The organism is Pseudofrankia coriaricola, from assembly GCF_001854805.1.
Classification (GTDB): Bacteria; Actinomycetota; Actinomycetes; order Frankiales; family Frankiaceae; genus Pseudofrankia.
Genome location: NZ_MBLO01000045.1, coordinates 18,437 through 33,378, shown reverse-complemented (window position 1 = coordinate 33,378; position 14,942 = coordinate 18,437). Strand labels below are relative to the sequence as shown.

Below are 14,942 nucleotides of genomic sequence, written 5' to 3'. Positions count from 1 at the left end.
CGGCGACCTCCAACTGGACGACCTCCAACGAAAGGAAGGCTAGACGATGAGTGCTGAACCCGCAGACGTGGTGCAGGAGCTGTTCGCGAAGATGCCCCTCAAGGGCGGCTTCATTGATGCGATCGACGAGCTCTTCGCCGATGACGCCGTCTTTGCGCCCGGCCCCGGCTTCCCGAACCAGAGCGGTAAGCAGGCCATCCTCGCGCTCGTGAGGTCCCACCTGGACGCGCTGAAGTACACAAACGAGATCGAGGTGGTCAACGTCGCCTCCAACGGTACGAAGGTGCTGACCGAGCGCATCGACTGGTTTCTCGACGAAGCGGGCGAGCGCATCCACAAGATGGAGCTGATGGGTGTTTTCGAGGTCGTCGACGGCAAGATCCGCTACTGGCGCGACTACTTCGACCCACGCCAGGTCGAAGACTTCGGTGCCGATCTCTCCGCGTGAGTGATCCCGCTTCCGGACGACGAGCTTTAGTAGATAGAACGATTATATATTGATAGAGTTTCCTCGTCCGTGCGGCAACCCCGACAGCGGGGTCTTCAGGCGCCGCCGCGTGAGTGATCGGATGGGTGTCCCATGGCTGGTCTGGACGGCTTGACGGCGATCGTGACGGGAGCAGGTCGCGGAATCGGCCGCGAGCACGCTCTGCTCCTTGCACGTCAGGGTGCCTCGGTGGTGGTCAACGACCTCGGAGGTGCGCAGAACGGAACCGGCAACGCCGCTGGTCCCGCGGAGAGCGTGGTCGCGGAGATCCGGGCCGAGGGCCTGCGTGCGGTGGCGAACACCGACGACATCTCCGACCCGGCGGGTGCCCAGCGGCTCGTGGACACGGCGCTGGACGAGTTCGATCGGCTGGACATCCTGATCAACAACGCCGGCGTGCTGCGTGACCGGGTGCTCGTGAACCTGGATGACGACGACTGGGACCTGGTCGTCAGGGTGAACCTTCGGGGCACCTTCCTGCTGACCCGTGCCGCTGGCACCTACTGGCGTGCGCGGTCGAAGGCGGGCGAGAAGGTCAACGCCGCCGTGGTCAACACGACCAGCGAATCCGGCCTCTTCGGCAATCCGGGGCAGGCCAACTACGCGGCCGCCAAGGCCGGCGTCGCCTCCTTGACGCAGGTCGCGTCCAAGGAACTGGCCCGGTACGGCGTACGCGTGAACGCCGTGGCGCCCCAGGCTCGCACCCGGTTGACGGAGAGCTTCGGCGCGGCCCTGGCCGCGAAGGAGGGTGCGTTCGACCGGTGGCACCCCGGGAACATCTCTCCCTTCGTCGCGTACCTCGTCAGCCCCGACTGCGAGATGTCCGGTGAAGTGTTCGTCGTCGGCGGGAGCAAGGTGCAGCGGGTCGCACCGTGGCAGGCCGACAAGTCGTGGACGCTGTCGACCGACGGCCGCTGGACCCACGAGAAGCTCGTTGACGTCGTCGCCGAGATCGGGCTGCCGCTGACGGAGAAATGGAGCGCCAACCCGGAGGGCCTCGCGAGCTGATCAGCCAACTGCGAGGTGGAAGGCCGGAAGGCCATGACGTGCAGGAGTGGGCGTGGGAATCGAACTCAAGAGCCTGGGCGTGACCGTCGGCCCCAAGGTCGTCTCGTGGACCGACCGTGACACCTTGCTGTATGCACTTGGTGTCGGCGCGGGGGCAGATGACCTCGCGCTCACCACCGAGAACTCCCATGACCTGCCGCAGAAGGTCCTGCCCACCTTCGGCGTGATCGTCGCGGCAGGCTTCGAGGCGCTGCCGCTCGTGGGCAGGCCGAACTGGGGTCGGCTGCTGCACGGCGCGCAGGAGATCCGCGTGTGTCGCCCGCTCGTGCCGGCGGGTTCGCTGGCCGTGACCTCGCGGATCGGTGAGATTCGGGACAAAGGCCCGGGCAAGAACGCCGTCGTCGTGCTGTTGGGGACCGGAGCCGATCCCGAGAGCGGGGAGACCCTCGTGACGACCCGGACGACTCTGGTCTTTCGTGGCGAGGGCGGCTTCGGCGGCTCGCCGGGCGAGAAGCCGGAGCCCCAGCCGGTCCCGGACCGGGAGCCTGACGCCCAGGTCGTCTTCGCGACCGACGAGCGTCTCCCGCTCATCTACCGGCTCTCGGGTGACCGCAACCCGCTGCACAGCGACCCGTGGTTCGCCCGGGAGAGGGCCGGTTTCCCGCAGCCGATCATTCACGGGCTCTGCGTCTACGGGATCGCGGGCCGCGCCCTCGTCTCCGTCCTTGGTGACGGTGATCCTGACCGCCTGAGCTCGCTGTCGGTGCGCTTCACCTCGCCTACGTTCCCGGGCGAGACCCTGACGACGTCGGTCTGGCGGACCGACGAGGGCTCTGCCGTCTTCAGGACCGAGGCCGCAGGACCGGACGGCTCGGCTCCCCGGGCAGTGCTGGACGAAGGCCGTGCCACGTGTCACCCGGCACAAGGCCCGACCTCGTGACCACGTCGCGGGAACCCGCCGGGACCCACCGGACAGATTGAACGGGTGAGCACACGTGGACCTGCGTTATTCCGAGGAAGCGGAGCTTTTCCGTCTCGAGGTACGAGAGTGGATCTCGAGCGTGTTCCCGTCCGACTGGCGGGGCTCCGGCGACGTCGAGGCGAGCGAGCGAGCTTCCTGGCTGGCCTGGTGGCGCGATTCGTTGCGGGAGGTGCGCCTTCTCGCACCCGGATGGCCCGAGGAGTTCGGCGGCCGCGGGCGGGACCTGATCAGTGAGTCGATCCTGGCGGAGGAACTGGCTCGGGCGGGTGTTCCTCGCTACCCGCATTCGACCGACTCCTCCGGCCTGGTGCTGCTCGGACCGACCCTGCTGCACTGGGGCACCGACGAGCAGAAGAAACAGTTCCTCCAGGCGACGATCGACGGTGAGGTGCGGTGGTGCCAGGGTTACTCCGAGCCCGAGGCGGGCTCTGACCTCTTCAACGTCAAGACCCAGGCCCGTCTCGTCGGCGACGAGTGGGTCGTCAACGGCCAGAAGGTCTGGCAGTCCGGCGGCCTCGACGCCAACTGGATCTTCCTGGTGGCCCGCACCGACCCGGAGGCGGAGCGGTCCAAGGGGCTGTCGTTCCTGCTCCTCCCGATGGACCAGCCAGGCGTCGACGTCCGCGGAATCCGGTCGATGGCCGACGACACCGAGCTGGCCGAGGTCTTCTTCACCGACGCACGCACGGCCGCCTCGAACGTGGTCGGCGGTGTCGGCAACGGGTCGAAGGTGGCCATCACGCTCCTGGGCTACGAACGCGGGGCGGGCGGTGTCGCGGCGGCGCTCGAGGCGCGTGCGGAGCTGGATCGTCTGGTCGAGTTCGCCCGCCGCACGGGCCGCGCGAGCGACACGGCCGTCCGGCGACGGATCGCGGCCTGCCGCGCGACCGTGCACACCCTGCACTGTCTGGCGCTACGTGCCTTGGCCAGCGGCAGTTCGGGCGAGCCACCCGGCCCGGAGTCGTCGATCACCAAGCTGGTGACCTCCGAGTACCGCCACCAGGTGACCGAGCTGGCGCTCGACGTCGCGGGCCGCGGCATCCTGGCGCCGTCGGGTGCCCCCGGCCTCGCGGTGCTCGGTCCTCACCCCGCGGGTATCGACCCGACGTCCACGGCCGTGTGGACCTACGACTTCCTTCATGCCCGCCCGACGACCATCTACGGCGGTTCGTCGGAGATCCAGCGGAACACGATCGGCGAGCAGGTTCTCGGTCTTCCACGTGAGCCGCGCGTGAAAGTCCCTCGGACCAGCTGAAGGAGCTGTACATGCGATTCGCACTGTCCGATGAGCAGGGCTCGTTCCGGGAAGTGCTCGAGGACTTCTTCGGCAGCCGCGTCGGCGCCGACCACCGTCGTCGGTTCGTTGACGGCGACGGTGCCTACGACGAGAGGCTGTGGGCCGAGCTGGCTGAAGGGCTCGGCCTGTCCGGACTCCTCGTCCAGGAGGGTGCGGGCGGGTCCGAGGCGAGTCTGGTCGAGCAGGTCGTGCTGTTCGAGCAGGCCGGGCGCAACCTGCTGTGCTCGCCGCTGTTCGCTACGGCCGGCCTGGCCGTGCCGGCGCTCCTCGAGGCGGCCGACGGGCTCGTCCGGCAGGAGTTGCTCTCGAAGATCGCCGCCGGGGCGATCACGGCCACCGTCGCGAGCGGCGAACCCGGCCGAGTCCGGGGAGGTGACGGCACCGTCGACGCGGCATGCGACGCGGCGGGTAACTGGAGCCTCTCGGGGACGTGCACCGCGGTCGTCGACGCCGCGACCGCCGACCTCGTCCTCGTCGTCGCTGCCACCACCGGCGGTCCGGCGCTGTTCGCGGTGTCAAAGGACGCGGCAGGGTTCGTCGCGACGCCGTCGAAAGCCTTTGATCCGACCCGGCCGCTCGGGATCCTGTCGTTGGACGCCGCCCCAGCGCAGCTAGTGGGTGCGGCGGGCGACGTCCGGTCGCTGGACCGCGCGCGACTGGTGTCCACGGTCATCATGACCGCAGAGCAGCTCGGTGGCATGCAGGCCTGCCTGGACATGGCGGTCGCCTACGCCGGCTCGCGGGTGCAGTTCGGTCGGCCGATCGGGGCCTTCCAGGCCATCAAGCACCGTTGTTCGGACATGTTCGTCGCCGTCGAGTCCAGCCGGTCGGTCGTGTACTACGCCGCCTGGTCCCTCGCCGAGGCAACTGCCCAGGACGAGGAACTCCTGGTCGCGATGACCAGCTCGTCGGTGTCGACCGCGTTCCAGCGCACGGCGTCGAGCCTGCTGCAGGTGCTTGGCGGCATCGGTTACACCTGGGAGCACGACGCCCACCTGTTCCTGAAGCGCGCGGTGTCGTCCGCCCGCCTGCTGGCGGTCGTCGACGACCACCTGGACACCGTGGCGGCGAAGCTGGGTCTGTGACACAGGTCATGCCCCGCGCTCGCTTGAGGATTATGGTCTAACTGCAAACTATTGAGCTTTAAGCAAATTCCCTCAAGAGGTGGTGTCGATGGCGCTCGAGGCCCGGCGCGAGTGGGAGGCAGCCCACCGTGATCGCATGCGGCGGCTGGCCGAGCGGATCAGGCCGTTCGTGCCGGCGGCCGACGAGCGCGAGGAGATCACCCCCGAGATCCGCGGGGAGATGGCCAAGGCCGGATGCTTCGGACGGGCGCTTCCGCGGGAGTACGGCGGCGCCGACGACGGACTGCGCGGTTTCGCGATCCAGCAGGAGGAACTCTCGCGGGTATGGCCGACCGGCGCCGTCGCCGCGACCTGGTCCAACCTGAGCGGACTGCTGCTGCACCGATTCGGGTCGGCCGCCCAGAAGGCCGAGCTGCTGCCCCTGGCCGCCAGCGGCGAGTCGCTCGGGGCCGTGGGCTGGACCGAGCCTCACGGCGGCTCGGACGCCGCCGCACTCAGGACGACGGCGATCCGCGTCGACCGCGGTTGGGTCCTCAACGGCGGCAAGCGGCTGATCGACAACGCGGCGAACGCCGACTTCGTCCTCGTCGGCGCCCGCAGCGACCCTGACGGCCCGCCCCGCCGCGGGCTGTCGATGTTCATCGTGCGCAGGGACGACCCGGGCTTCAAGTTCGGAGGTCGACACAGCACGCTGGGCCTGCGCGCGGCCGGTGTCGGCTGGTTCGAACTTCACGACTGCTTCGTCCCGGACGAGCGCCTGATGGGCGAGCAGGGGCGCGGCTTCTACCAGATGATGGCGATGGTCGAGTTCGGCCGCATCGGCGTCGCCTCGATCTGCCTCGGCATGACCAAGAGCGTCCTGGCGTCGACGGTGGACTTCCTGCAGGACCGGCACTCCTTCGGCGGTCCGCTATCGACGAACGATGTCGTCCTGGCCCGCATCGCCGACCTACGCGTGCGGCTGGACGGCGCGCAGCTGCTCATGGAGCGGGCCATCGACATGTTCGACGCGGGCCAGCGGTGCTCCACCGAGTCGGCGATGGCCAAGCTCGCGGCCTCCGAGCTCGCCAACGACGCGACCGAAGCGGCGCTCCACCTCCACGGAGGCATCGGCTTCACGGACGAGGGACCGGTTCTCAGCTTCTTCCGCGACAGTCAGGCGTTCTCGATCGGGGAGGGGACGTCCGAGGTGCTGCGCCTGATCATCGGGCGCGCCGAGTTCGCGGCCGCGGGGACGCAGTCATGACCGGCCTGGTCGTCGTCAGCCGGCACGGCCGCGTCGCCCACGTCCAGTTGGCCGACGGGGAGCGGAACAACGCGCTGGGGCCGCAGCTGGTGTCAGACCTCCGGGAGGCGATCCGTGACGCGACCGATCTCGGCTCGGCCGTCGTGCTGTCGGCGCAGGGCAAGCACTTCTGCGCCGGTGGCGATCACTCGGAGGCGGCGGCCCTGACCGCGGACGAGTTCCGAGGCTACCTCGTCGACCTGGTCTCCTTGTTCGACGAGGTGACGAGGTGCCCGGTCCCGGTCGTCGTGTGCGTGCAGCGAGGCGCGATCGGCGGGGGCGTGGAGCTCGCGCTGTGTGGTGACCTCGTTGTCGCCGGAACCGACGCCTACTTCTCGCTCCCGCAGATCCCGCTCGGGATCCGTGTGGGCGAGTACACCTACCGCTCCTTGGTGGCACGGGTCGGCCTGTCGCTGGCACGTCGCATGGTGCTCCTCGGGGAGCGGGTGCCCGCCGCGACCGCCTGGTCCGCCGGCCTCGCCGACCGGCTGGCCGAGCCGGTTGACCTCGTCGATGCCGGGCTGGAGCTCGCCTCGACGTTGGCAGGCTGTCGGCCCTCGGCACTCGAGCGTGCACGGTCGGCGTTCAACGATGTCGTCGGCTCCGCCGACCTGCTGCGGGCGGAGGTGGCGCGGCGGTCCGGATCGTCGCCCGCGGGAAGCTCGAGCGCCCTCGGGCGCCCGGATGGCTCGACTCAACCCAGAGACTGGTCCGTCTGGTCTGATCGGAGGCAATGATGGTGAACGAAGCGTGGATCATCGACGGGGCCCGTACTCCCCGGGCCAAGGGCAAGCCGGGGGGCGGGCTCCACGACATCCATCCGCAGGAGCTGCTGGCGCAGGTGCTCAACGGCCTGGTCGAACGCGCCGGGATCGACCCCGCGGCGGTCGAGGACGTCATCATGGGGAACGGCAACCCAGATGGTGACCACGCCAACGTCATCGCCCGGTTGGCGGTCCTCGCCGCGGGATGGCCGGAGCAGATTCCCGGCGTGGTCCTCAACCGGTTCTGCGGATCCGGGCAGCAGGCGATCATGTTTGCCGCGATGGGCATCGCGGCTGGCTGGCAGGATCTCGTCGTCGCCGGCGGCGTCGAGTCCATGTCCCGGTACCCGGGCGGCATCACCACGCCGACGGCGGCCGGCAACGACCGCCTGCTCGACCTCTATCCGTTGGTGCCGCAGGGGATCTCCGCGGACCTGATCGCCACGCGAGAGAAGTTCACCCGGTCTGAGCTCGACGCCTTCGCGGTGCGCAGCCAGGACCGGGCCTCGGCGGCCATGGAGAACGGCGCCTTCGACAGGAGCATTCTGCCGGTCAAGGACGCGACCGGCCAGGTTGTGCTCGACCGGGACGAGCACCCGCGGCCGGGCACGACCGTCGCGTCGCTCGCGAAGCTGAAGCCGGCCTTCGTCGCGCTGGGGGCCGAGGTCCAGCCCGAGGGCCGGAGCTACGACGAGCGGTGTGCTGTGGTGTACCCCGAGGTCACCGGGATCGATCACGTTCACCACGCCGGCAACTCCTCCGGCGTCGTGGACGCTGCCGCGGCGATGGTGCTCGCGTCGCCGGCCTATGCCCGGGCCCACGGTCTGCGACCTCGGGCTCGCGTCGTGGCCGGAACCGTGGCCGCCGCGGATCCGGTCATCATGCTCACCGCGCCGGGACCGGCCTCCGAGGCATGCCTGGCCAAGGCCGGGATGTCCGTCGCGGACATCGACCTGTGGGAGATCAACGAAGCCTTCGCCGCCGTCCCGATGAAGGTGATGCGTGACCTCAAGATCGACGAAAGCCGGGTGAACGTGAACGGTGGTGCGATCGCGCTGGGTCACCCGATCGGGGCGACCGGAGCGGTCCTGTTCCAGACCGTCCTGGACGAGCTCGAGCGCCGCGACCAGACGATTGGCCTGATCACGATGTGCACGGGCGGCGGCATGGGCACCGCGACGATCATCGAACGGGTCTGACCGATCGACCGGGACCGGTGAGCCGCGGCGCACCGAGCTCCCGTTCGAGGCTCGTCCGCCGCCGTCTCCTGGGAGGGTGCCATGGGTCCGCTAGCTGGTGTGCGCGTGATCGAGCTCGCGAGTCTCGCGCCGGCCCCGTTCGCCTGCGCGATGTTGGCCGACATGGGTGCTGACGTGCTTCGCATCGACCGGCCCTCGCGGGAGTTGGAGGCGCCGCTCACGCTGGGGCGTGGGAAGCGCTCGGCGATCCTTGACCTGAAGAAGCCCGCGGGGCGCGGCGCCTTGCTGCGTATGGTCGCCCACGCCGACATCCTCGTCGAGGGCAACCGACCCGGGGTTGCCGAGCGCCTCGGCATCGGCCCGGAGGACTGCTGGGAGCACAATCCCAGGCTGGTGTACGGACGGATGACCGGCTGGGGGCAGACCGGCTTGTTGGCCCCGGAGGTCGGCCACGACATCAACTACATCGCGATCGCAGGTGCGCTCCACCCAGTCGGCCGGGTGGGCGAGCGGCCCGTGCCGCCAGTCAACTTCGTCGGAGACTTCGGCGGTGGCGGAATGCTGCTCGTTGTCGGTCTTGTGTCGGCGCTCGTCGAACGGGCCCGCAGTGGCCGAGGCCAGGTCGTTGACGCCGCGATGGTGGACGGTGCCGCCCTGCTGACCTCGTGCCTGCACGGCATGATCGCGGAGGGGTGGTGGGTCGACGAGCGAGGTGTCAACCTCACCGACGGTGGCGCCCCGTTCTACGACACGTACGAGACCTCGGACCGTGAGTACGTCGCCGTGGGCGCGATCGAGCCCCGGTTCTACGCCGCGCTGCTCGACGGCCTTGGCCTGGACCCGGCAACCGTCGGGCCTCAGGACGACCAGTCCTCCTGGCCGGCGATGCGTGAGCGGTTCCGGGAGGTCTTCAAGATCCGGACGCGCGCGGAATGGACCGCTCACTTCGCCGGGACCGAAGCCTGCGTGTCTCCTGTCCTCCGGCTCACCGAGGCGCCCCAGAACGAGCACAACCGCACTCGCGGCACGTTCGTGGAGGTCGCCGGCGTCCCGCAACCCGCCCCGGCGCCCCGGTTCTCCCGGACGCCGGGTGCGGTCTCGGCTGGAGCCCCTCGACCTGGGCAGCACACCGTCGACGCGCTGCGGGACTGGGGCTTGACGGCTGACGAGATCGACGACCTGACGCAGCAGGGCGTCGCGGTGGCCTCCGCCCCATGAGGGCCGACGCCTCGTCTGGTGGAGACGACCTGGACCTGGCCGAACAGCGCAGCGAGCAGACGGGCACAACGATGACGGAATACAGCACGCTGGCGGTGCACAGGCACGACGCCGTGGGCGAGGTGCGGTTCACCCGCCCGGAACTGCACAACCGGTTCGACGAGCTGCTGTTCGGGGAGCTGGGACCGGCGTTCGCGGAGCTTGAGGGCGACGACGGCGTGAACGCCGTCGTGCTCACCTCGACCGGCAAGCACTTCTCCGCAGGTGGTGACACGGAGCGCATGCTGCAGATCAACGCCGATCTGCGGTTGCTACTCAAGGACGTCGACACTGGTCGACGGTTGTTCCGGCAGTTCGCCGACTTCACCAAGCCGATCGTCAGCGCCGTGCACGGTCACGTGTTCGGCGTCGCTACCAGCCTCGTGCTCACCACGGACCGCATCGTCTCGACGCCAGGAGTGCGGTTCTCCGACCCGCACGTCCAGCTCGGCCTGGTGGCGGGTGACGGTGGCGCTGTGATGTGGCCGAGCCACCTCGGCCTGGCGCGAGCCAAGCGTCACCTGCTGTGGGGTGAGTGGCTGCTCGCAGAGGACGCGTGGAAGCTCGGGATGGTCAGCGATCTCGTCGAAACCCCCGAAGAGGTCGGCCCGCTCGCCTTCGAGCTCGCGCGGCAGGTGGCCGCGCTCCCGCCTGTGGCGGTGCAGCTGACAAAGCGGACATTGAACAAGGCCCTGGCGTCACGGATCGACCAGTGCTTCGACACCGGCTTCTACCTGGAGGCGATCACCACGCAGAGCGAGGACCTGCGGGAGGCGGTAGCCGCGCTGAGCGAGAAGCGTCCGGGTGTGTGGCAGGGCCGCTGAGGAGCTCCAGGCGGCCGCGGCCGAGCGGCGGCAGGGTGCGCGCCCAGAGCAGGCGTTGCAGGCTGCCGCGTCGTGGAGGGCCTTTGTCGGTCCACCACACACTCACACCGCACGGTGGCCGACAGCAGATGGGAATGAAATGGTGCGTTTGAGTCCGCCTGACGAGTACTTCTATCACCAGGTCTCCTACCCGCACGCGATGGTCGCGTCGAGCGACCCGAGCTGGCGCGAGCGGTATTGGGTGAGCTTTCAGGACGTCCGGTCCAAGGACGCCGTGCTGACCTTGGGGCTGGGCCACTACCCCAACCAGGACACCCAGGAGGCCTACGCCGTCCTGGCTCACGGGGACACGCAGACCAATGTTCGGATGGCCCGTGCGCTCTCGCCCCGCAATGATCTGATGGCCGTCGGTCCGCTCCGGGCCGAGATCGTCAAACCGTACGAGGAGATCCGGTTCATCCTCGACGACAACCCGTCCGGCCTGGCGTTCGACATCACCTGGACCAGTGACCAGGAGCCGATCCTGGAGGATCGGCACTTCGAGGTGGCCCGGAGCCGGGTCGTCTACGACGCGGCCCGCTACGCGCAGATGGGGCGCGGAGCGGGCACGCTGCAGGGACCCACCGGCGAATGGACCCTGACGCCGGAGACCTGGTGGGGCGAGCGCGACCACTCCTGGGGTACCCGCCCGCTGCCGCGCGTGCAGGGCGCGCAGCCGGCCGACCGCCCAAAGTGGAAGTTCGCGATGTTCTGCCCCTTCCAGCTGCCCGAGTTCGGGGTGCACGTCTACATCCGCGAGGACCAGCCCGGTCGGCTGACGCACCTGACCGCAGGTATCGGGCGACGCTTCGGCGCTCCCGCCGACGACGACGCGATCATCGGGGTGGAACACGACCTCCAGTGGATCCACGGCGCCCCGGCCCCGGCTCTCGACGGCGGACTGATCACGCTCACGCTGGAGTCGGGCCGCGCGATGGAGTTCGAACTCAAGGCCCACCCTGGGCGCGCCCACCTGCGCGGTGGCGGGTACGAGGGTTGGAACGGGTGGTTCCAGGGCCACTGGAAGGGTGAGGAGAGCCTGGAGCACGAGACCTGGGACCTCACCGACGAGAGCCAGATCTACCGCTACGCCAAGGCGGGCAGCGACCACTTGTTCGAGGTGCGGCACGAGGGCCAGGTCGGCTACGGCGTCATGCAGTACGTGGTCCTCCCCGGCTACACCAAGTACCCGGAGGCGGTCGCGGCGAAGTACAAGGCCGGCCCGTGAACGCTGTGGCCGTCCAGCCTGCGGCCGCCCCGGAGCTTGACGCCGTCGTCGAGGCGCTCACGGCGTTCCTGCGCGCGAACCTCCCAGACGGGGCCGAGCCTGAGGTCACGAACCTGCGTCGCTCCGGTGGCGGTGCCTCGAGGGAGAACTGGCCCTTCGACGCGGTCTGGGCCGACAACGGCGAACGGTCTGTCCACCGACTCCTGATGCGGCGAGATCCGCCCGCCGACGTGGTCGAGACGCAACGGGTGGCCGAGTTCGCCGTGCTCAAGCACCTGGCGAGAACCGGCATGCCCAGCCCGCGGGTCCACTGGCTCGACGACACCGGCGAGCAGCTGCTCCGGCCCGCGATGATCGTCGAACGCTGCGAGGGTTCAGCGCACCGTGCGGTGCTGCGGCCGAACGATCCACTCAGACTGGGTACGGAAGGTCAGTCAGCCTTCGCGGCCTCGTTGGCGGATGCTCTGGGTCAGCTGCACGTGATCGACGCGAACGAGACCGGAGTCCAGGGAGTGTTGCCCGACCCGGGTCCCGAGCCCGCGTTGCAGGAGCTGGAGCAATGGGAAGGTAGGCTTGACGCCGCGCAGATCGAACCCGAGCCCGGTCTGCGGGCGGTCGCGGCGTGGCTGCGCGACAACCCCCCGCCGCCGCCGGCCCGGATGGTGGTGGTGCACGGCGACTTCCGCCCGGCCAACGTCCTGGTCCACGAAGGCAAGCTCTCCGTCGTACTCGACTGGGAACTGGTCCACCTCGGTGATCCGCTCGACGACCTCGGCTGGTACACGACGACGCTCTACACGCACGAGCACTTCATCCCTGGCAGGTGGGAGGTCGAGGACTTCCTGCGCCGCTACACCGAACGGACGGGTTTGGAGATCAACCGGAGGGCGTTGGAATTCTGGCAGATCATGTCGGCCTTCCGACTGGCCGTCATCGCGGTGACCGCGGCGCGGAACTTCGCCCTCGGCACCACCGACCGACCACAGCCGCCGTCCGACGGCCTCGTCCGGAGGGTCCTCGCGGCGGTCCTCGCGGCGGAGGGAAGGTAGGAATGCGACCGACACCCGCTGAGACGATCGCCGGGGTCCGCGCCGTACTCAGGGACGTCATCGAGCCGGAGGTGCGCTCGGACTTCGCGCGCGCACGCCTGCGTGAGATCCGAGCCGTCCTCGCGCAGATCGACTGGGACGACGCGGCGCTCCGGGTGCGGCACCGCACCGACCTCGTCGTCGGGCTGCTCGCCGACATCGACGAGTGGGTCGGGGCCGATGGCGACAGAAGGGACCACTTCGCCGACCTCGCCCGGCGGATCCGCTCGTTGAGCGACGGTCCTCTGGAGACGTTCGCCGAGGTCAACGCGCGCTACACGCAGGCCGCGGAGATCCTCGCTCAGGCCAGCCACGACCTGGGCGTGTGGTGGCGTGCGCACCAGGGCTCGGAATCGGATGACTCATGTCCCGAGCTGCGCCTGCGCATCGTTGCGCAGCTGGCGAAGTGACCCGCCACGTTCCCCGCGTTTCGTGGCAGGAGCGGCGCAACCCGTACCGAAGCTCGGTGATGCTGGTAAATCGATGGCGTCGAGGCTCTTGAGCCGAAGCGTCAATGGTCGTGGTTAGGAGCTCTCGGCGTGGTCAATCAGATGATCGACGTACACACGCACGTCGTGCCCCCGGAGATCCCGTTCGGGCTGAGCGGCAGCTATCCCTGGCAGTCGCTCGACCGGTCGGGCGAGGAAGCCTGGTTGTGCCGCGGCGGGCGTAAGACCCGAGCTGTCAAGCCGGGGGGCTACAGCCTGGCCGAACGCCTCGACGACATGCGCGAGGCCGGCGTCGAGATCCAGGTGCTCTCAATGATGCCGGCGCTGCTGAACTACGAGGCACCGGCCGACGAGGCGGCACACTTCTGTTCGCGCACGAACGAGTGGATCGCGGACCAGGTGGCGAGCGGACTGGGCAAGTTGGTCGGTCTGGGCGTCGTGCCGATGCAGGAACCTGACGCCGCCACCCAGATGTTGGGCGAGGTCAGCGCCGCGGGGCTGCGCGGCGTCGAGATCGGGTCGAGTGTGGCCGGCGTGCCGCTGTGCGACGCCCGGTACCGGTCCTTCTTCGCGGAGGCAGCACGGCTCGACCTCGCGCTGTTCGTGCATGCTGGTCAGGGACGCGCACCGTTGGGGATAACCTGGGAGACCGCCGCCGCGGCGACCTCGCTCCCCAACGAGATCGGAGCCGCGCTCGCGGGGCTGATCATCGAGGGGATCGTGCGCGACTTCCCACGGCTGAGGATATGCGCGAGTCACGGCGCGGGCTCTTTGGTGATGATCCTGCCGCGCCTGGACCGGACGTGGCGGTCAGACCACCGACCCGTTGATCGACGTGACCTGCACCTCATGGACGTGCTGCCGGAGACGCCGAGCGCGTACGCGCGACGGATGTGGGTCGACTGCCTGGTCTTCGCCCCGGCGGCCTTCCGGCACCTCGAGCAGACGTACGGGACCTCGCAGATAGTCGTCGGTTCGGACTACCCGTTCGGGCCGGACCTTCCTGGACTGATCCTCGACCAGGTCGGCTCCCTGCCCAGCGACATGCTGGAGCAGGTCACCTTTCGCAATGCGCGTCGGTTCCTTGGGCTCCCGGACTGAGGCCGCGGGGCGGGAGGGCGGGGGACCGGCCGCGGGGGGGGCGCGGCGACGCATGGCGGGGGCACCGTAAATGGTGCGGTCCCGTATAGTTCATTCCACAGTATTCGATGGGCTCGACCGAAACGGAGCCAGCGATGTCATCTCGTTCGGACGAGAGCAGTTCGGCGCGGGTCACATCGCCCATCGACCCGCTGGAGTGGGCACGTCCCTTCTGGGCGCTGCACGGCCTCGGCGAGCAGCAAGACGAGTTCTTCACCATGGGCTCGCTGTTCCGCTTCCACCGGATGGTGGCCGACCAGGTCGAGGGCGCGCTGCGTGCCCACAAGCTCAACATCACCGACTACATGCTGTTGATGACGCTGCGTCTCAGCGACAACGGGACCCGCCTGATCAGTCAACTGGCGCGGATCCTGCTCGTGCACGCCACGACAGCGACTCTGGCGACGGACCGACTCGAGAAGCGGGGGCTGATCGTTCGCAGTCCGCACCCGACGGATCGGCGCGCGACCCTGGTGTCGATTACGGCCGCCGGAAAGAGGATCTCGTCGGAGGCGACGGACTCAGTGCGGCAGGTCGATTTCGGGCTGTGCGGCAGCAGCGCCGCGGACCGCGCGGACTTCGCCGAGATCCTGGCGCGTATGCGTATGAGGGGCGGCGACACCAACGTCATCTCAAAAGTGCGCCCGACACATGACGCCTGAGATGTCCCGTCGCCCACGTCGCATCCTCTGGCGTCCGGACTGGCGAACGCCTGGTGCGTCTCAGCGTATGTACGCCACCATCCCGCTCCGAGTTCGCGGTTGAGCAGGGGCATTGTGCGCGGGATACATCAGCCGGTGCTCCGTACAT

Annotated in this window: 15 protein-coding genes; all 15 read left to right on the top strand. The window is 69.1% G+C overall.

Translation table 11 applies throughout. The annotated features are described in order from the left end of the window. Window positions 1-46 precede the first annotated feature (46 nt). Window positions 47-448: a limonene-1,2-epoxide hydrolase family protein gene (locus BCD48_RS09150; RefSeq protein WP_083418368.1), complete on the top strand. Its 402-nt coding sequence runs from the start codon at window positions 47-49 to the stop codon at window positions 446-448. A gap of 132 nt (window positions 449-580) precedes the next feature. Next, complete coding sequence (locus tag BCD48_RS09145; protein WP_071047887.1) at window positions 581-1,495, top strand: SDR family NAD(P)-dependent oxidoreductase; 915 nt, start codon at window positions 581-583, stop codon at window positions 1,493-1,495. Between the two features lie 52 nt (window positions 1,496-1,547). Further along, complete coding sequence (locus tag BCD48_RS09140) at window positions 1,548-2,435, top strand: MaoC family dehydratase (protein WP_071047886.1); 888 nt, start codon at window positions 1,548-1,550, stop codon at window positions 2,433-2,435. Between the two features lie 55 nt (window positions 2,436-2,490). After that, window positions 2,491-3,732 carry an acyl-CoA dehydrogenase family protein gene (locus tag BCD48_RS09135; protein WP_071047885.1) on the top strand — a complete coding sequence of 414 codons (1,242 nt, stop codon included), beginning with the start codon at window positions 2,491-2,493 and terminating at the stop codon, window positions 3,730-3,732. An 11-nt stretch (window positions 3,733-3,743) separates the two neighbouring features. Then, entirely contained in the window at window positions 3,744-4,859 is a 1,116-nt protein-coding gene (locus BCD48_RS09130; protein WP_071047884.1) for an acyl-CoA dehydrogenase family protein, read from the top strand. Window positions 4,860-4,947: 88 nt separating this feature from the next. Next, window positions 4,948-6,105, top strand: a complete 1,158-nt coding sequence (locus tag BCD48_RS09125; RefSeq protein ID WP_071047883.1) for an acyl-CoA dehydrogenase family protein — start codon at window positions 4,948-4,950, stop codon at window positions 6,103-6,105. Beyond that, window positions 6,102-6,881, top strand: a complete 780-nt coding sequence (locus BCD48_RS09120; RefSeq protein ID WP_071047882.1) for an enoyl-CoA hydratase/isomerase family protein — start codon at window positions 6,102-6,104, stop codon at window positions 6,879-6,881. The genes BCD48_RS09125 and BCD48_RS09120 overlap by 4 nt, the downstream gene beginning before the upstream one ends. After that, complete coding sequence (locus BCD48_RS09115; protein WP_491677124.1) at window positions 6,878-8,107, top strand: acetyl-CoA C-acetyltransferase; 1,230 nt, start codon at window positions 6,878-6,880, stop codon at window positions 8,105-8,107. The genes BCD48_RS09120 and BCD48_RS09115 overlap by 4 nt, the downstream gene beginning before the upstream one ends. 81 nt (window positions 8,108-8,188) lie before the next feature. After that, window positions 8,189-9,325, top strand: a complete 1,137-nt coding sequence (locus BCD48_RS09110) for a CaiB/BaiF CoA transferase family protein (protein WP_071047881.1) — start codon at window positions 8,189-8,191, stop codon at window positions 9,323-9,325. Then, a complete protein-coding gene (locus BCD48_RS09105; RefSeq protein WP_241841605.1) occupies window positions 9,322-10,188 on the top strand; it encodes an enoyl-CoA hydratase/isomerase family protein in 867 nt (288 codons plus the stop codon). Before BCD48_RS09110 ends, BCD48_RS09105 begins: the two co-directional genes overlap by 4 nt. 148 nt (window positions 10,189-10,336) lie before the next feature. Continuing rightward, window positions 10,337-11,455, top strand: coding sequence for an Rv3169 family protein (locus BCD48_RS09100; RefSeq protein WP_206745005.1), 1,119 nt, complete (start codon window positions 10,337-10,339; stop codon window positions 11,453-11,455). Then, window positions 11,452-12,504: a phosphotransferase family protein gene (locus BCD48_RS09095; protein ID WP_198543163.1), complete on the top strand. Its 1,053-nt coding sequence runs from the start codon at window positions 11,452-11,454 to the stop codon at window positions 12,502-12,504. Before BCD48_RS09100 ends, BCD48_RS09095 begins: the two co-directional genes overlap by 4 nt. Before the next feature lie 2 nt (window positions 12,505-12,506). Further along, window positions 12,507-12,953, top strand: coding sequence for a hypothetical protein (locus tag BCD48_RS09090; RefSeq protein ID WP_071047879.1), 447 nt, complete (start codon window positions 12,507-12,509; stop codon window positions 12,951-12,953). A 129-nt stretch (window positions 12,954-13,082) separates the two neighbouring features. Beyond that, entirely contained in the window at window positions 13,083-14,093 is a 1,011-nt protein-coding gene (locus BCD48_RS09085) for an amidohydrolase family protein (RefSeq protein ID WP_071047878.1), read from the top strand. 107 nt (window positions 14,094-14,200) lie between these two features. Next, the gene (locus BCD48_RS09080) at window positions 14,201-14,794 is read left to right on the top strand and encodes a MarR family winged helix-turn-helix transcriptional regulator (RefSeq protein WP_198543162.1); all 594 of its coding nucleotides are present in this window, start codon (window positions 14,201-14,203) and stop codon (window positions 14,792-14,794) included. The last annotated feature ends 148 nt before the right edge of the window (window positions 14,795-14,942 follow it).